This is a genomic window from Ruegeria sp. C2, from assembly GCF_056537765.1.
Genome location: NZ_JBQFRZ010000001.1, coordinates 1,689,116 through 1,705,697, shown reverse-complemented (window position 1 = coordinate 1,705,697; position 16,582 = coordinate 1,689,116). Strand labels below are relative to the sequence as shown.

General features: G+C 58.1%; 19 protein-coding genes. 9 read left to right on the top strand and 10 right to left on the bottom strand.

Annotation, left to right across the window (positions count from 1 at the left end):
- Nucleotides 1-5: 5 nt before the first annotated feature.
- Genes pcaD through ACR0IV_RS08615 form a run of 4 tightly spaced genes read right to left on the bottom strand, consistent with a single transcriptional unit; the run spans nucleotide 6 to nucleotide 3,338 of the window.
- Nucleotides 6-794, bottom strand: a complete 789-nt coding sequence (pcaD, locus tag ACR0IV_RS08630) for a 3-oxoadipate enol-lactonase (protein WP_480657023.1) — start codon at nucleotides 792-794, stop codon at nucleotides 6-8.
- 59 nt (nucleotides 795-853) lie between these two features.
- Nucleotides 854-1,828 carry a threonine ammonia-lyase gene (locus ACR0IV_RS08625; protein ID WP_480657024.1) on the bottom strand — a complete coding sequence of 325 codons (975 nt, stop codon included), beginning with the start codon at nucleotides 1,826-1,828 and terminating at the stop codon, nucleotides 854-856.
- A complete protein-coding gene (locus tag ACR0IV_RS08620) occupies nucleotides 1,825-2,652 on the bottom strand; it encodes an alpha/beta fold hydrolase (RefSeq protein WP_480657025.1) in 828 nt (275 codons plus the stop codon). The genes ACR0IV_RS08625 and ACR0IV_RS08620 overlap by 4 nt, the downstream gene beginning before the upstream one ends.
- Complete coding sequence (locus ACR0IV_RS08615) at nucleotides 2,652-3,338, bottom strand: haloacid dehalogenase type II (RefSeq protein ID WP_480657026.1); 687 nt, start codon at nucleotides 3,336-3,338, stop codon at nucleotides 2,652-2,654. The genes ACR0IV_RS08620 and ACR0IV_RS08615 overlap by 1 nt, the downstream gene beginning before the upstream one ends.
- A gap of 124 nt (nucleotides 3,339-3,462) precedes the next feature.
- On the opposite strand from ACR0IV_RS08615, the gene ACR0IV_RS08610 reads away from it, so the two are divergent.
- Nucleotides 3,463-3,891: an FKBP-type peptidyl-prolyl cis-trans isomerase gene (locus ACR0IV_RS08610; protein ID WP_480657027.1), complete on the top strand. Its 429-nt coding sequence runs from the start codon at nucleotides 3,463-3,465 to the stop codon at nucleotides 3,889-3,891.
- Nucleotides 3,892-3,903: 12 nt separating this feature from the next.
- Here ACR0IV_RS08610 and ACR0IV_RS08605 read toward each other — a convergent pair whose 3' ends face one another.
- Genes ACR0IV_RS08605 through fabA form a run of 4 tightly spaced genes read right to left on the bottom strand, consistent with a single transcriptional unit; the run spans nucleotide 3,904 to nucleotide 6,736 of the window.
- The gene (locus ACR0IV_RS08605) at nucleotides 3,904-4,092 is read right to left on the bottom strand and encodes a hypothetical protein (protein ID WP_480469055.1); all 189 of its coding nucleotides are present in this window, start codon (nucleotides 4,090-4,092) and stop codon (nucleotides 3,904-3,906) included.
- A gap of 58 nt (nucleotides 4,093-4,150) precedes the next feature.
- Complete coding sequence (locus ACR0IV_RS08600; protein WP_480657028.1) at nucleotides 4,151-4,942, bottom strand: enoyl-ACP reductase FabI; 792 nt, start codon at nucleotides 4,940-4,942, stop codon at nucleotides 4,151-4,153.
- Between the two features lie 5 nt (nucleotides 4,943-4,947).
- On the bottom strand, nucleotides 4,948-6,177 hold the full coding sequence (fabB, locus tag ACR0IV_RS08595) for a beta-ketoacyl-ACP synthase I (RefSeq protein WP_480657029.1): 1,230 nt from the start codon (nucleotides 6,175-6,177) through the stop codon (nucleotides 4,948-4,950).
- A 49-nt stretch (nucleotides 6,178-6,226) separates the two neighbouring features.
- Nucleotides 6,227-6,736, bottom strand: coding sequence for a bifunctional 3-hydroxydecanoyl-ACP dehydratase/trans-2-decenoyl-ACP isomerase (gene fabA, locus ACR0IV_RS08590; protein ID WP_093964585.1), 510 nt, complete (start codon nucleotides 6,734-6,736; stop codon nucleotides 6,227-6,229).
- 189 nt (nucleotides 6,737-6,925) lie between these two features.
- On the opposite strand from fabA, the gene irrA reads away from it, so the two are divergent.
- The gene (irrA, locus tag ACR0IV_RS08585) at nucleotides 6,926-7,345 is read left to right on the top strand and encodes an iron response transcriptional regulator IrrA (protein ID WP_480657030.1); all 420 of its coding nucleotides are present in this window, start codon (nucleotides 6,926-6,928) and stop codon (nucleotides 7,343-7,345) included.
- On the opposite strand, the gene ACR0IV_RS08580 is transcribed toward irrA, so the two are convergent.
- Nucleotides 7,346-8,242: a LysR family transcriptional regulator gene (locus ACR0IV_RS08580; protein WP_480657031.1), complete on the bottom strand. Its 897-nt coding sequence runs from the start codon at nucleotides 8,240-8,242 to the stop codon at nucleotides 7,346-7,348.
- An 86-nt stretch (nucleotides 8,243-8,328) separates the two neighbouring features.
- On the opposite strand from ACR0IV_RS08580, the gene ACR0IV_RS08575 reads away from it, so the two are divergent.
- The gene (locus ACR0IV_RS08575; protein ID WP_480657032.1) at nucleotides 8,329-9,126 is read left to right on the top strand and encodes a phytanoyl-CoA dioxygenase family protein; all 798 of its coding nucleotides are present in this window, start codon (nucleotides 8,329-8,331) and stop codon (nucleotides 9,124-9,126) included.
- 73 nt (nucleotides 9,127-9,199) lie between these two features.
- On the opposite strand, the gene ACR0IV_RS08570 is transcribed toward ACR0IV_RS08575, so the two are convergent.
- Nucleotides 9,200-10,063, bottom strand: a complete 864-nt coding sequence (locus tag ACR0IV_RS08570) for a glycosyltransferase family protein (RefSeq protein WP_480657033.1) — start codon at nucleotides 10,061-10,063, stop codon at nucleotides 9,200-9,202.
- Between the two features lie 121 nt (nucleotides 10,064-10,184).
- On the opposite strand from ACR0IV_RS08570, the gene miaB reads away from it, so the two are divergent.
- The 6 genes from miaB to lnt all read left to right on the top strand — a co-directional run bounded on the left by miaB (nucleotide 10,185) and on the right by lnt (nucleotide 16,580).
- The gene (gene miaB, locus ACR0IV_RS08565; RefSeq protein WP_480657034.1) at nucleotides 10,185-11,504 is read left to right on the top strand and encodes a tRNA (N6-isopentenyl adenosine(37)-C2)-methylthiotransferase MiaB; all 1,320 of its coding nucleotides are present in this window, start codon (nucleotides 10,185-10,187) and stop codon (nucleotides 11,502-11,504) included.
- A 172-nt stretch (nucleotides 11,505-11,676) separates the two neighbouring features.
- Nucleotides 11,677-12,432, top strand: a complete 756-nt coding sequence (locus ACR0IV_RS08560) for an outer membrane protein (protein WP_480733782.1) — start codon at nucleotides 11,677-11,679, stop codon at nucleotides 12,430-12,432.
- 147 nt (nucleotides 12,433-12,579) lie between these two features.
- Nucleotides 12,580-13,602, top strand: a complete 1,023-nt coding sequence (locus ACR0IV_RS08555) for a PhoH family protein (protein WP_480469064.1) — start codon at nucleotides 12,580-12,582, stop codon at nucleotides 13,600-13,602.
- A gap of 39 nt (nucleotides 13,603-13,641) precedes the next feature.
- Nucleotides 13,642-14,136: an rRNA maturation RNase YbeY gene (gene ybeY / locus ACR0IV_RS08550; RefSeq protein ID WP_480657036.1), complete on the top strand. Its 495-nt coding sequence runs from the start codon at nucleotides 13,642-13,644 to the stop codon at nucleotides 14,134-14,136.
- Nucleotides 14,137-14,172: 36 nt separating this feature from the next.
- On the top strand, nucleotides 14,173-15,057 hold the full coding sequence (locus ACR0IV_RS08545) for a hemolysin family protein (protein ID WP_480657037.1): 885 nt from the start codon (nucleotides 14,173-14,175) through the stop codon (nucleotides 15,055-15,057).
- Entirely contained in the window at nucleotides 15,054-16,580 is a 1,527-nt protein-coding gene (gene lnt, locus ACR0IV_RS08540; protein ID WP_480657038.1) for an apolipoprotein N-acyltransferase, read from the top strand. Before ACR0IV_RS08545 ends, lnt begins: the two co-directional genes overlap by 4 nt.
- The last annotated feature ends 2 nt before the right edge of the window (nucleotides 16,581-16,582 follow it).

Sequence of the window (16,582 nt, the reverse complement as noted above, 5' to 3'; positions counted from 1 at the left end):
CCCCCTCACACATGACCAGTCTCGGCCAGAAAATTGTTAAGAAGTTCGGCATACTCTGCCGGCCGCTCTACACAGGGCAGGTGGCCTGCCTTGCGGATCAGTGCAAATCGCGAGCCGGGGATCAGATCAACCGTTTCGCGCACGAGATCGGGTGGGGTCGAACCATCTTCGCTGCCAGCTATTCCAAGCGTCGGAAGGCGCAGGCCACTGGTGGGAGTATAGAAATCGGTTCCCGAAATTGCTGCGCAGCAGCCGAGATACCCTTCCAAGGGTTGCCGCACCATCATGTTGCGCCACAACTCCAGGTCGGCATCGGCGCGGAAAGATTTTGAGAACCACCGCTCCATGGTGGCATCCGCGAGCGCCTCGATCCCACCTGCGCGGGCTGCGTCCATGCGCTCCTGCCAGATCTTTGGCGTACCGATCTTGGCGGCTGTATTGGAAAGGACCAGCGCCCGGATCTGGTCCATGCGCTTTACCGCCAAGCCCTGCGCGATCATCCCGCCAATCGACAGGCCGACAAACATGCAGTCTTTGACTTCCAGATGATCCAGAAGTCGTTCGGTGTCGCGGACCAACGCCCCCATGGAATAAGGGCCATCGGGTTGCGAAGACAGGCCATGGCCGCGCTTGTCAAAGCGGATGATGCGCAGACCTTTGGGAAGCAATGGCAAGTTCGGATCCCAAAGGCGCATGTCGGTGCCAAGGGAATTGCCGAAGACCAAGGGCGCACCATCCGGGTCCCCGTCAATACGGTAATGTATCTTGACGTCTCCAAGATCGGCGATGTGCATATGAGAGGTCCCGAGCAAATGGCTTCGAGCTACAATAGTGCACGTGTTGCACGCGCTTGTCAGGTCAGGAATTCCAACGCTTGTTCAAAAATCTGCGGGTCCACATTGCCACCTGAGGCAACGACGATCACCGCATCGCCTTCGATTTCGTCGGCTCGGAACAATGCCGAGGCCAGCGACACCGCACCGCCGGGCTCCAATACAATCTTGAGGCGCAGGAATGCCATGGCCATTGCGCGCAGTGCCTCCTGCTCAGTGACCGAAAACCCCGGTCCGCAGAGCCGGTTTAGGATCGGAAAGGTGATCTTTCCCGGTTCTGGTGTCAGTATCGCATCGCAGATGTTGCCGGAAGACGCGGTATTATTCTGAATTGAGCCCAACGCGAGCGAGCGTTTGACGTCATCAAACCCCTCCGGCTCACACGGGCGGGCGCGCAGACCGGGGGCGTGGCGCTCCAACGCCAGCGCGATGCCCGAGGTCAAGCCGCCGCCGCCGCAACAGATCAATACATCTGCCTGCGTGACGCCCTGCGCCTCAGCTTGCCGCGCCAGTTCCAGCCCGACCGTGCCCTGACCCGCGATCACCTGTGGTTCGTCATAGGGCCGGATCAGGATCAGTCCGCGCTGGGCGGCCAGCGCCTCGCCGATCTCCTCCCGGCTTTCATTGGCGCGGTCATACAGAACGACCTCGCCCCCAAGCGCCCGCGTGTTCTCGATCTTCAGCTGCGGCGCGTCCGAGGGCATGATGATGACCGACGATATCCCGTGCTGGCTGGCGGCATAAGCAACCCCCTGTGCGTGGTTGCCCGAGGAATAGGCGATGACGCCTCGCTGTCGCGCAGCGTCATCCAGAGCCGAAATCGCGGACCACGCGCCGCGAAATTTGAAACTGCCGGTGTGTTGCAGACATTCGGGTTTCACCAGCACCCTGCGTCCGGCAATCTCGTCCAGAAACGGCGAAGACAGAAGCGGCGTTTCGCGTGCATGTCCCTTCAGCCGCTCGGCGGCGGCTTCGATCATCTCAACACTGCTCATGTCGCGTCCAATGTCTTGCGGATTACATCGAGGGAGGCGGGCTCATCCAGAAAGGGTACATGCCCCCGATCAGCGATTTCGGCCCAGATCAGGCCGGGATGACGGCTTTGCATCTCGTCGAGCGTAGCGGCTCCGAACACGTCAGAATTTGCGCCCCGGATCACGCCGGTCGGGATATCGCGCAACGCGTCGAACAAGGGCCAAAGGTCGGGCGGTGGCCCCGCGGCGGCCTGCTGGATCAGAGCTTCGCGCAGGGCGCTGTCATAGCGCAGATCGAGGCCTGTTTCAGATTGCAGATATTGATGTTCAACCTGCTGACGCCAGATGGTGAGCGGCACGCCGGGAAACCGCGAATCCATGATCTTTTGTAGCGCCTCTGCCGCCTCGTCATAGGTTTTTGCGACGGGCTGCTTGCCCATATAATCCATGATCTTGGCGATACCTTCAGCTTCGATCACAGGCCCGACATCGTTCAGGATGACACCAGACAGACGCTCGGCGTGACTGGCGGCCAGGGCCATGGCGATCAGTCCGCCGCGCGAGGTGCCGAGGATTGAGACCTTTTTCAGGCCCAGATGATCCAGTAACTCGATCACATCCAGCCCTTCGCGCAGGATATTGTAGTTCATAAAATCCGGGTCGTGATCGGACTGTCCGCGCCCGCGATAATCCATCGTGATCATCCGCAGATCGCTGATATGCGGCGCGAGGAATGAGAAATCTCGACTGTTGCGGGTCAAGCCCGCAAGGCAGAACAGGGGCTGGCCCGATCCGGTGTCTTCAAAGTAGAGGCGTTTGCCATCAGAGGTCGTGAAAAACGCCATCAAAGCCCTGCCAGCTGAGGTATCGCTGTCAGATCAGACATTACATGCGCCGGTTTCCACGGCAGACGGTCCATTGGCTCACCCGCACGGTTGACCCAGGCCGTGACAAAGCCGTAGCCACTGGCGCCGGCGGCATCCCAGCCGTTGGAGCTGACGAACAGAACCTCGTCTCGGGCGCAGCCAAACCGATCTTGGACCAGGTCATAGACGCGGGCATGCGGCTTGAAGACGCCTACGCTTTCGACGGACAGTACATCGTCCAGAACCTCTCCGATCCCGGCAGATTGCACCGCGCCATCCAGCATCGGGGGCGATCCGTTGGACAGGATGGCCGTCTGCATACCACCCGCTTTCAAGGCCTTCAGCATCTCGGGAACCTCGGGGTAGGCCTGCAACTCCCAGTAAAGATCCAGAAGACGTTGGCGCAGGGTGTCGTCGCCCTGCAAGCCAACCGCTTCTAGCGCCCAATCGAGCCCGTCTTGCGTCACATCCCAGAAATCGCCATGCGCATCAGCAACCGCGCGCAACCAAGTGTATTGCAGCTGTTTCAACCGCCAGTGATTTGCCAACTCAGGCCACTTGTTGGCCAATCTCTCGAACCCCGGCTCGGCGGCGGCCTGTCTTGCTGCGGCGGCAACGTCAAAAAGCGTGCCATAGGCGTCGAATACACAAGTGGTGATTGCCATCTGATCCTCCCCTGATCGGGCGCAGGTAAGCACAACCGCTCCACAGGTTAAAGAGGGCAGGGTTTACAATAGCGTGTCAGCCTATACGCTGCGCCGCTCATTCCCCTTGAGGCCGGAGGCCACCATGACCGCAATCAAACAAGGCGACACCGTTCGCATCCATTACACCGGAACCCTGCTGGACGGTAAAGTCTTTGACAGTTCCGAGGGACGCGATCCGCTTGAGTTTGCGGTTGGCTCAGGTCAGATCATTCCCGGTCTGGACGTGGCGTTGCCGGGTATGGAGATCGGTGAGAAGAAGCGGGTCGAGATCGCCTGCGTCGACGCCTATGGCCCGATCAATCCGGGCATGCGTCAACAGATCCCGCGTGAGGGCATCCCTGATGATATTCCGCTGGAACCCGGCACACAGTTACAAATGCAGACCCCCGACGGGCAAGCCTTGCCTGTCACGGTGGTAGAGGTTGATGAAGCGACCGTGACGCTTGACGCCAATCACCCGCTGGCCGGGCAGGATTTGATCTTCGATATCGAGATCGTTTCGGTCAACTGATCGCGCGGGAGGTTAAAGCCCCGGAATCTGTGCCAATAACGGCTCAACCGCATCCCGGACATGCGGTTGGGTCAAGAACACCAATGCGAACAACAATATGCTGAGAGTAAGCAACAGCACGCCCGCATGCATGCCTCCGACCTTCCGCCGGAAGTTGAGCGACCGCCCATTGCTGGCAAGGATCTGTTCTAGTTTGCTCATATGCAATCCCTGCAGGCCAAAGATGGTCAAATCTTGACACCCGCAGGGAAAGAAATGGTCACATCGCTTCGGGCTGCGGCATGCCCAGGATGTGGTAACCGCCATCGACGCGAATGATTTCGCCCGAGGTATATGTTCCTGCATCCGAGGCGAGATACACGGCGGTGCCGCCTACCGCCTCAAGCGTCGCGTTCGAGCGCATGGGCGCATTCTGGTCGCAGAACTTGTATGTCTTGCGCGCACCACCGATGGCCGCACCGGCCAGCGTTTTCATCGGGCCGGGAGAGATGGCGTTCACGCGGATGCCCTCGGGGCCCAGATCATTGGCCAGATAGCGGGTCGCCGATTCCAGTGCCGCCTTGGCCACGCCCATGACATTGTAGTTGGGAACCACCTTGTTCGAGCCCTGATAAGTCAGCGTCAGCAGCGTGCCGCCATTGTCTTTCATCAGCGGATAAGCGCGACGCGCGACTTCGATGAAGGAATAGGCCGATACGTCCAATGAATGTTTGAAGTTTGCTCGCGTGGTGTTCAGGAACCGACCCGTCAGTTCAGACTTGTCAGAATAGGCGATGGCGTGGACCACGAAATCGATGGTCGGCCAGCGCGTGGCCAGTTCATCGAATGCACGATCCAGCGATTCGTCATTGGTGACATCTGCGTCGACCATGAAATCGCTACCCAGGCTTTGGGCCAACGGTTCCAATCGTTTACCGAATGCTTCGCCCTGATAGGTGAAAGCCAGTTCTGCGCCCGCCTCATGCATGGCTTTGGCGATGCCCCAGGCGATCGAGCGATCATTTGCGACACCCATGATCAGGCCGCGTTTTCCTTTAAGTTGATCTGACATCTTGTTCACCCGTTATACTTCGACAAGATCATGGACCCGTTGGTGCCACCAAAGCCGAAGCTGTTGGTCATCACACTGTCCAAGCCTGCGTTTTCAACTAGTTGAGTTGCAATTTCACCGGGCACGATGCCTTCGGCAAGTGTGTCGACATTGATCGACGGTGTTACGAAATCATTGTCCAGCATCAGCAGGCAGAAGATCGTTTCAAGTGCGCCCGCCGCACCCTGTGCGTGGCCGGTCATCGACTTGGTCGATGAAATCGGTGGCACGTTGCCCTCGCCAAAGATGCGGCGCACAGCTTCGACCTCACCGACATCACCAACCGGGGTCGAGGTGCCATGGGCGTTGATATAGCCGACCTTGCGGCCTTCGGGCAGGGTGGACAGCGCCAGACGCATCGCGCGCTCACCGCCTTCGCCGGACGGGGCCACCATGTCGTGACCATCTGAGGTTGCGGCATAACCGGTGACTTCGGCATAGATCTTTGCGCCGCGCGCCAGTGCGTGGTCCAGATCCTCAAGCACGACAATGCCGCCGCCGCCCGAGATCACGAATCCGTCGCGATTCTCGTCAAACGCACGCGAGGCTTTTTCTGGCGTGTCGTTGTATTTGGACGACATCGCGCCCATCGCGTCGAACAGGCAGGACAGGGTCCAATCCAGTTCTTCGCCACCACCAGCGAACATCACATCCTGCTTGCCCAGCATGATCTGTTCCGCCGCGTTGCCGATGCAATGCAGCGAGGTCGAGCAGGCCGAGGTGATCGAGTAGTTGATGCCTTTGATCTTGAACGCAGTCGCAAGATTCGCCGAAATGGTCGAGCACATGCATTTCGGAACCGCAAATGGGCCGATCCGCTTGGTCGCGCCGTTTTTCAGCACAGTTTGGTGCGCGGTCAGCATGGCGCTGGTTGACGGCCCTCCCGATCCGGCCACGAGGCCGGTGCGAGGATTGACCACCTGTTCTTCCGTAAGACCGGCATCTGCAATCGCCTGGCTCATCGCGATATGGGCATAGGCTGCGCCGGGACCCATGAAGCGCAGCGTGCGTTTGTCCACATGCTCGGCTACGTCGATTTTGAGCGTACCGGCGATCTGGCTGCGAAAGCCATGTTCAACCATCTGCTCGCAGGCCTCGATCCCGGATTTGCCTGCTTTGAGTGAGGCCAAGACCTCTTCGGCATTGTTCCCGATGGAGGAGACGACCCCCAGACCGGTGACGACGACGCGACGCATAAGCGTACTCCTGTGTTCCTTGGTTCAGTTCCCTGTCCAACAGCTGGGGTCAGCTTTCGGACAATGCAACTTTCATGTCCTTGACCTGATAGATCACCTCGCCGTCGGCCTCGACCCGGCCATCGGCGACGCCCATGGTCAGGCGACGGGTTTGAACGGCTTTTGTAAAATCCACGTAATAAGTCAGCATCTTGCGATCGGGCCGGACCATGCCAGTCAACTTGACCTCGCCCACACCCAGCGCATAGCCGCGTCCTTGCCAGCCACGCCAACCCAGGTTGAAACCCGTCAACTGCCACAGGCCGTCCAGACCCAGACAGCCGGGCATGATTGGGTTTCCCGGGAAATGGCAGTCGAAGAACCAAAGGTCCGGAGTGATATCGAACTCGGCCACCACATGACCCTTGCCATGCGCACCGCCATCACCCGAGATATCTGTAATCCGATCCATCATCAGCATCGGCGGAGCAGGCAGTTGAGCGTTGCCGGGGCCGAATAACTCGCCTCGGGCGCATTTCAGCAGATCGTCCTTGTCAAAACTGCTCGGGAATTGGGCCATTCTGCCGCCTCTCCTGCCAGGGGTCTGTTTTGTTACATCTGGCCTCGTCTAGCACCCGCACGCAAGGTCCTGCAAGAGCGGGACGCCATATCATGTTGTGCTTACGACATTCTTTGCGAATGAATTTCATTTGAAATTACGGTGCCGGCGCACTTATATATGGGATAGCAAAACACAGGTATCGGATTGATGACACCTCAGAGCCGGAAAATCGCTACGAATTGGTTGGTTGGCGCAGGATTGCGACCGACACGTCAGAGGGTTGCTCTGGCGGAACTGCTCGTTGGCGATGGGCTGCATCGTCATGTGACCGCCGAAAGCCTGTTTGAGTCGGCCAAAAACAAGGGCGACGCAGTTTCGCTGGCCACGGTCTACAATACCCTGCGCGCGTTCTGCGAGGCAGGCGTTTTGCAAGAAATCACCGTGGATGGATCGAAGAGCTATTTCGACACCAACACGCATGATCACCCGCATTTCTTCTGGGAAGATGAAAGCCGCCTGAGCGATGCGCCTTCGGACCAGTTGGTGATACAGCAACTGCCCGAAGCCCCGGAAGGGGTTGAAATCGCTTCAGTCGATGTAGTGATCCGTCTGCGCAAAACACAGTAACTATCCAGTTTGCAGTTTTGCGGTGAGTGTCTGTTCAGCCGCTGCTATAATCGAGTCGGTTGGCCCGCTGCCATGACGGGCAAGGACGACGGCCTCACGCGCGCCGGGATCGCTGATCGGCAGGCTGATCAATGGCAACCGGTCATAGCTGTATGTGTTCGCCGGGTTCGCATAGCTGATCCCGACGCCTTCGCCATGGGCCGACAAGCTGCGCAGAATCTCAAGCGATTCTGCTCGATGCGAAACCGTTGGGTTCAGGCTGAGTTGTTTGAACAATCCAAGGACATGTTGGGCAGAGAGCCCTTCTTTGGACAGAATCAGCGGATAGGTCTCAAGTTCTTCCAGTGTTGTTTGGCGCGACTTCGCCAGAGGGTGGTCCGGACAAACCAATGCACATGGGCTGCTGTCGAACAGCTTTGAACGGGTAAATCCGGCGTCCATGCCCAAGTCATACGTCAATGCAAGATCGAACCGACCTTCGATCAAGCTGGTGATCAGATCCTCAAAGCTCTCGACGCCATGGGACACTTCGACTTCGGGCAGATTGTCCCGAAGTGTGTGAAGAGCCTGGGCCAGCAGGAATGGTGCCAGATCGATGAAACAACCCAGTCGCAGCCTGTTTGCGCCTGCAACGGGCTCTTTCGAAGCTTCCAGCAGGGCGGCACGATTCAGCAAAGCCTCGGCTTCTTCAATGAATTTTCTGCCCTGAGGTGTCAGTACCATCGCCGCCCCGCGCCTGCGTGAGAACAAAGGATAGCCAAGATGCGATTCGACGCGGGTCAGGGCGTTGGACAAGGCGGGCTGCGATACATTGACCTGCTCCGCCGCCAAAGAGAGGCTGCCACACCGACCAATGGCGCAAATGTATTCGTATTGGCGTAGAGAAATATATAACATGAAGTTAATAGTTAGTTTGAAAGATATGATTTGAACAGTGGACGCATTCGTGTGCAGATCAGGCTGAGTTGTTTATGGAGGCCGACATGCCGCACCGACTTGTTTCCCAAGAGATGATCGACACCTATCAGGCCGATGGCGTCGTCCTGATCAAAGGCCTTTTTGCTGATCACGTTGAAGTCTTGCGCGACGGGGTAGCGGCCAATATGGCCGAGCCGGGACCCTATGCGTCGGAAAACAAGAAAGAGGGCGAGTCGGGCCGATTCTTTGACGATTATTGCAATTGGTCGCGCATTCCCCAGTTTCGCGACGTGATCCGAGCCTCACCTGCAGCCGAGGTCGCTGCAGACCTGATGCAGTCGAACAGGGTGCAGATGTTCCATGATCATGTGCTGGTGAAAGAGCCGGGCACCTCGATGGCCACGCCGTGGCATCAGGACGGGCCGTACTACTTTGTCGAAGGCCAGCAGACGATCAGCTTCTGGTCACCGCTGGATCGGGTCACACATGCGACCTTGCGCTGCGTTGCGGGTTCGCATCGGTGGGAGAAAGAGGTGCTGCCGACCCGTTGGGTCAGCGAAGAGGGGTTCTTCCCCGACGAAGGCCAATACATCCCCGTTCCGGATCCGGACGCCGAGGGTATGCGGGTGGTTGAGTTCGAAATGGAACCCGGTGATGCGGTCGCATTCAACTATCGCACTCTGCATGGTGCGCGGGGGAACCAATCTGATAGACGTCGGCGTGCGTTCTCTCTGCGGCTGGTGGGGGATGATGCGCGCTATGTCGAGCGCCCGGGTCGCACGTCGCCCCCGTTTCCCGGGCATGACATGGTGCCGGGGCAGCGCTTGCGCGAGGATTGGTTCCCGGTTTTGTTGCAACGGTGAAGCTAGGGGGCTCTGCCCCGGCCGCGGCGGGCCGCGACTCCCCCGAGGTATTTTTAGCCAGATGAGGAACGGATCAGAACCATTGCCCCGGTTCAATCAGGCCCAGCTGTAACAATTGGGCCGATGTCCATTCGAAGGGCACCGAATGGGTCCAGCGAAAGTCGGAGATGCCGAAGGCAGAGCCCGCATTTGTCCTGAGTGCTTTGGCCGCGCGGAACGAACAGATCGCCGCTGTAAGGTTGTTGTGCCAGGGGCAGGCATAGGTGTTGTATTCGGCCTCGTTGAACGTGTGATCCGGCTGCAGTTTCAGATTGGGTTTAGTTCTGAACAGCCCGATCCGGTCGATGCGGCGGCGCGCATAGGGGATGTGGTCTTCGAACCTCCAGCGCAGGCCGCCGGACATATCGAGTTGCCGTTCAAGAGGTCTGCCTGCAGCGTCGTGGCGGGTGTGTGCGTAATATCCTGTGCTGTCGAGCATCGCCCGATCCGGGGCCACTCCGTTGGGAAACGCCGTCAGGTCATCGGCATAAAGATCAATCACGTGGGTCAGCATTGCCGAGCGCCGCTCTTCGGTATGGAAGGCCAGCAACTCTCCGATCGTTCGCGTCTCGCAGAACGGAAAGATCAGGTATTCGGCGTTGTAGCAATAGAACATCCAGAGATCCGGTGCGGTCTGGATGATGCGGTTGATCGTGTCGAACACCACTGGGCGTGGCGCACAGGTCAGAGAAACGCGATGGATCTGATCCGTGAGTTCGTCGCTAAGCGGGAACGCATCGGGCATGAAAGCGATAACGGGATTGAAACCCAGTCTCAGATGATGCCGCAAGGTGCCATCCAGTTCGACGTCATCCTCTGCAAAGATCAGCGCGATGGGGCCTTTGCCAAGTGCAGTTTGGCCGGTTTGCAGGAAGTGATCGAGGGATTCGTAGTGCATCGCCTGTCCGGGTTTCGCCTTGCTGGAAATTCCCGTCAAATTCGGGTAATTGCGCCGGCATTGCAAGCGGCGTTCGTTGCGTATAGACGACGCCGATCCAGCGAACCCAGAGGCCCGATCCATGTCCGAACCGAAGAAGCTGTTTATCAAGACCTACGGCTGTCAGATGAACGTCTATGACAGTGAACGCATGGCCGAAGCGCTGGGCGGGCAGGGCTATGTCGAAACGAAATCCGCCGAAGATGCGGACATGATCCTGCTGAATACCTGCCATATCCGCGAGAAAGCGGCAGAAAAGGTGTATTCGGAACTGGGGCGCTTTAAAGGGCTGAAGGCCGACAAACCTGATCTGAAGATTGGTGTTGCCGGTTGCGTCGCGCAGGCCGAGGGCGAAGAGATCATGCGCCGCCAGCCGCTGGTCGATCTCGTGGTTGGCCCGCAAAGCTATCACCGTTTGCCCGAGATGGAGGCGAAGACCCGCGCGGGCGAAAAGGCGCTGGATACCGACTTTCCTGAAGAGGACAAGTTCGAGAAGCTCAAGAACCGGCCCAAGGCCAAACGCGGTCCCACCGCCTTTCTGACGGTTCAGGAAGGGTGCGATAAATTCTGCGCCTTCTGCGTGGTGCCCTACACCCGTGGGGCCGAGGTCAGCCGACCCACCGATCGTATCATCCGCGAGGCGCAGGATCTGGTCGAACGGGGCGTGCGTGAGATCACTCTGCTGGGCCAGAACGTCAACGCCTATCACGGGGCAGGTCCGAACGGAGACATGACGCTGGCTGCTCTGATCTGGGAGTTGAACAAGGTCGACGGGCTGGAACGCATTCGCTTCACCACCTCGCATCCCAATGACATGAGCGATGATCTGATCGAGGCGCATGGAACCTGCGAGAAGTTGATGCCTTATCTGCACCTGCCCGTGCAGTCGGGATCGGACAAGATTCTCAAACGGATGAACCGCAGCCATACAGCCGAAAGTTACCTGCGTCTGATCGAACGTATCCGCGAGGCGCGCCCCGATATTCTGATGTCGGGTGACTTTATTGTTGGTTTCCCCGAAGAGACTGAGGAGGATTTTCAGGCGACGCTGGATTTGGTGGAAGCGGTTAAATACGGTTATGCCTATTCGTTCAAGTATTCGACTCGGCCCGGTACACCTGCGGCAGAACGGCCACAGGTCGATGCTGAACTGGCCGACGACCGCCTGCAACGTCTGCAGGCAATGATCACACGTCATCAACGCGAGATTCAGGACGCGATGGTAGGTCGTAGTGTCAGCGTTCTGTTTGAGAAGCCGGGACGCCAACCGGGCCAGATGGTTGGGAAATCCGAATATCTACACGCGGTCCACGTCGCGAATGCAGATGTGGAAAGTGGCGATTTGCGTCGGGTAAGAATCACCGCTTCTGGCGCGAATTCACTGGCCGGAGAGCTGGTTTAGGCCGTCGTATCTGCGTCATAGGGGAAAAATTCAGTGGAATTTAACCCTTGATTTATTAATCGCAGTCATGTTCCGAGAAAGACCAGATTTCACAGGGATAGGACTCTGGGTGTTTTAATCTGTGCGGGTTGAATGAAACCCTGTCGCGGTGGAGGTATGAGTGGTGAGCCGGATGCGTTTCCCAAGATCAGGACCATTTCGGATTTTGATGTCGGTCGCCGTGATGTTCGGCTGTGCCGCGCCTTCGTTGGCGGGTGATGCGACTGGGGGCGTGGAAGAACCGGAAGTGGTTTCGGCAAACCGTTTTGCACGGGACGTCAGCGCGTTCTATTTGGGTGTGAGCGGTGGTCGAGCCTCCGGCGGCTCAGACGAATTCGGCCTGAGGGTCAATGGCGCAACCCTGTTTGGCCTCGGAGAGTTGAACCCCAGTGGAAATTTCGGCGGCTTCCGCGGCGGTTGGCGTGGTGTTCTGCCTGCCTGGGGTGGGCGAGATTACGTCTATGGTATCGAGCTTGGATACGACTACGGAACGCTGGATGACAGCACAACAGCCACGATCGGAGGGGCGGTCGTCTCGGGCAGGTCGGCAATCTCGGATGTATTTTCGGTGCGGTTGAAAAACGGCCTGACCAATCGCAGCGGCAGTGTCTTATATTTTGCGACACTGGGGTACGTGCGGGGCGACATAACCACATCGACCTCTATATCCGATCCCGGCGGGTCATCGCGGTTTGAAGATGTCGACCGGCGTCAGGGGTTTTCGGCAAGTCTGGGCGCGGAGCACAAGCTGAACGAAAACTGGTCGATCACGGGTGAGATCGAATACCTTCAGTTCGATTCGAAAACCGTCGATCTTGGCCCGACGTTCTCCACCAAATCCACACCCAGCTATCGCGGTTTGCGGTTTGGGTTGAACTACACCTTCTGATCAGTCGGAAAGATCAGTTGCAGCGCTTAGGCTTGCCGTACAAATCGACGGTTTTACCATCGGTCCTGCAAAAATTGAATCTGCGGCTTGCGTCTACCTCAGAATGTTGTCTACGCTCAGGTTGAAACGCCAAGACAGGAGAACGGATTGGCCATCGGTGCCCTGACCCCACCGCAAGATGACATGCCCCAGCGTGAGGCGCTTGTTGAATTTCCAGATAACAGATTACTGATCGATCTTTGTGGTGAATATGACCGCAACCTGACTGATATCGAACAAAAGCTCTCGGTCCAGATCGTTCGGCGCGGCAATCAACTGGTCGTGCTTGGTGACGAAGATTCGCAAAAGCAGGCGATCGAAGTTTTGCAATCGCTCTATACGCGCCTCGAAGGCGGGCGCGATGTCGAAGCCGCAGATGTAGATCGCGAGCTGCGCATGGGTAACTCTGAGGCCGGAACTGGCACCCGGGATGGCGATCAGCTTGAGATGTTCAAGGGCGGCACCGTCGAGATCAAGACCCGCAAGAAACTGGTTGAGCCACGCACCGACGCCCAGAAAGCCTATGTGCAGTCGCTGTTCAACAATGAGCTGGCCTTTGGCATTGGCCCAGCCGGAACCGGCAAGACCTATTTGGCCGTAGCTGTTGGTGTTTCTATGTTCATCGGCGGCCATGTGGACCGGATCATCCTCAGCCGACCGGCGGTCGAGGCGGGGGAAAAGCTGGGTTATCTGCCAGGCGACATGAAGGATAAGGTCGATCCTTATATGCAGCCGCTTTATGATGCGCTGAACGACTTCCTTCCGGGTAAGCAGCTGGCCAAACTGATCGAGGAAAAACGGATCGAGATTGCGCCGCTGGCCTTCATGCGCGGGCGCACGTTGGCGAATGCCTTTGTTGTCCTGGATGAGGCGCAGAACGCTACCACGATGCAGATGAAGATGTTCCTGACCCGTTTGGGTGAGGGCAGTCGGATGGTGATCACTGGCGACCGGTCTCAGGTTGATCTGCCGCGCGGGGTGCAGTCGGGTTTGGCGGATGCCGAGCGGCTGTTGAAGACGATCCCGAATATCAGCTTCAACTATTTCACCTCGAAGGATGTCGTACGCCACCCGCTTGTCGCCGCCATCATCGAAGCGTATGAGGCCGACGCGGGCCGCGAAACCGGATAACCTTCGGGCCCAACGATGTCTGGGCCCGGGATCACTGGTATGAATCTGGAAATCACTCTCGAAGATGGGCGTTGGCTCGGTCTGGACGAGCTGGCGATGCGTGCAATCGTGGCCACCTTGGATCATTGCGATTTGGATGCCGACCTGTGTGAGGTCAGCTTGTTGGGCTGTGACGATCAACGAATCTCGGAACTGAATGCTGAGTTTCGGGAAAAGCCCACGCCGACCAATGTACTCAGCTGGCCTGCGGAAGATCTGGCCGCCGACCGGGCCGGTGATCCGCCGCCGCCGCCGCAACCGGATTTCACCGGTGAAATAGCGCTGGGCGACATAGCGATCTCATACGATACCTGCGCGTGCGAGGCTGCAGAAGCAGGTAAAGATATGGACGATCACGTCGTCCATTTGATCGTTCACGGAACATTGCATTTGCTGGGTTACGACCACATTCGTGACCTCGACGCCACTTTGATGGAGGCGGTCGAGGTCGAGATACTTGGCAAACTGGGTATAGATAACCCATATAATGTATGACAGGGGCAGCTTTGCCCAATCATTTGGAACAGGATAATGGGCGATACAGACGGCAGTTCTAGGGCGGCGCAGAGCGCGCAATCTCAGAACAGCGGCAATGATAGCGACGAAAAAGGCGGACTGTTGTCACGCATCTTCGACGCTTTTTCTTCACAGGGTGATGAGGCGGATCAGGCAAACGGTGCCGAGGTCAGCATCCAACAACCCAGGGGCATGATCAACCTGCGCAGGATGCGGGTGGAAGATGTTGCAATCCCGACCGCTGAGATTATCTCGGTCCCCTCGACAACCCCAAAGGATGAGTTGGCGCAGATATTCCGCGACAGCGGCTTGTCCCGAATCCCGGTCTATGAGGGAACGCTCGATACGCCGCTGGGATTTGTTCATCTGAAGGATTTCGCACTGACGCATGGGTTCAACGGCAATTCAACCGAGTTCGATCTGAAGTCGATGCTCAGGACATTGCTGTTTGTGCCCCCATCGATGCCGATTGGTGTACTTCTGACCAAAATGCAGACCGAAAGGCGTCACATGGCGTTGGTCATTGATGAATACGGAGGGGTCGACGGTCTGCTGACCATCGAAGATCTGATCGAGCAGGTCGTAGGTGAGATCGCCGACGAACATGATGCTGATGAAGATCAGTTGTGGATCCAGGAAAAACCGGGTTGCTACGTGGTGCAGGCCCGTGTCCCGCTCGAAGACTTCGAGGCCGAGATCGGTCGCTCTCTGACCAGCCACGAAGACGTGGATGAGGAGGAGATCGATACGCTGGGCGGCCTGGTCTTCATGCTGTCTGGTCGGGTGCCTACGCGCGGCGAAGTTGTATGCCATCCCGAAGGCCCCGAGTTCGAAGTGCTTGACGCAGACCCGCGCCGTATCAAGCGTTTGCGGGTCATGCTGCCGGATAGTGCTGTATGAATCCTGCTCGCCGGTGGCCTATGTGGTTGCGGACTGCGTTGGCAGCCGTGCTTGGGGCTATCGGGGCCTTGGGTCTTGCTCCGTTGGGGTACTGGTTGGCTACGCTTCTGGCTTTGCTGCTGATCGCACCGCTTTATCTAACCTGCGAGACACCCCGCCGCGCCGCCGCGCTGGGGTGGGCTTTTGGGACCGGGTATTTTGCTCATGCCCTCAGCTGGATTGTCGAGCCGTTTCAGGTTGATGCAGAACGACACGCCTGGATGGCGCCGTTTGCTCTGTTGTTGATGTCCGCCGGTCTCGCCCTGTTCTGGGGTGCGGCTTTCGGCGTTGCAAAGCGGATCGGAGGACGACCCGCCGCGCAAGCAGCCCTATTGGCCGTAGCACTATCCCTCGCCGAGTTTGGGCGTGGGTATTTGCTGACGGGGTTTCCGTGGGCGGGCATTGCCCAGATTTGGGTGGATACACCGGTTGCCCAGCTGCTTTCGCTTATGGGGCCTTATGGCGTTGGTGCATTGACACTGCTGGCGACGCTTCTGTTGGGTGCTGCGCTGTTCAACGATCGCTCGCCGCGCGGGCTGATGATACCCGTCGTCATAATCACTGGATTTGTTGCAGTGACTATCGCTTATGCTTCGACGCGACCCTCTGTCGAACAATCCGGATATATTGTCCGATTGGTCCAGCCCAACGCGCCGCAGCATCAGAAGTGGGACCCGGCATACGCCCCGTTGTTCTTCGCGCGTCAGCTCGAATTTACGGTAGCGGAGCCCAGGCCTGATCTGATCGTCTGGCCTGAAACTTCAGTACCCGCCTGGCTGGGCAGCGCGCAGCCTCATCTGTCCGCGATTGCCGATGCCGCCCAAGGCACGCCGGTCTTTTTGGGTATCCAAAGGGCTGAAGGGCAGCGGATCTACAATTCGATGATCTACCTGAACGCCGAGGGTCAGCAGCAAGGGCTTTATGACAAGCACCATCTCGCTCCGTTTGGCGAATATGTCCCGTTCGGCAATCTGATGGCTCGCTTTGGTATACACGGGATGGCTGCAACTACGGGCAACGGGTTCAGTGCTGGACCGGGTGCTGCGTTGATGGAGGCTGGCCCTCTGGGCAAGGCGTTGCCGTTGATATGCTACGAGGCAGTGTTTACACAGGATGTCTTGTCCGCACCGGGACGCGCGGATTTTCTGCTCCAGATCACCAATGATGCTTGGTTCGGGACGTGGTCCGGCCCCTATCAGCATCTGGCTCAGGCGCGGATGCGCGCGATAGAGCAGGGGCTGCCGATGATGCGCGCCGCCAATACCGGAATATCGGCGATGATCGACCCATTAGGGAGGATCACCGCATCTCTGCCTTTGGAGCAGGCGGGTTTCATTGATGCTGAATTGCCGCTGCCCCATCGCGCCACCGTCTATTCCTGGATCGGAGACAATCCGATCCTTTTGGCATTACTGGCGCTGTTCGTGCTGCTCTGGCACCACAACCGTCGCGGTCGTGACCAATTACCGATTGACCCTGCCTGACA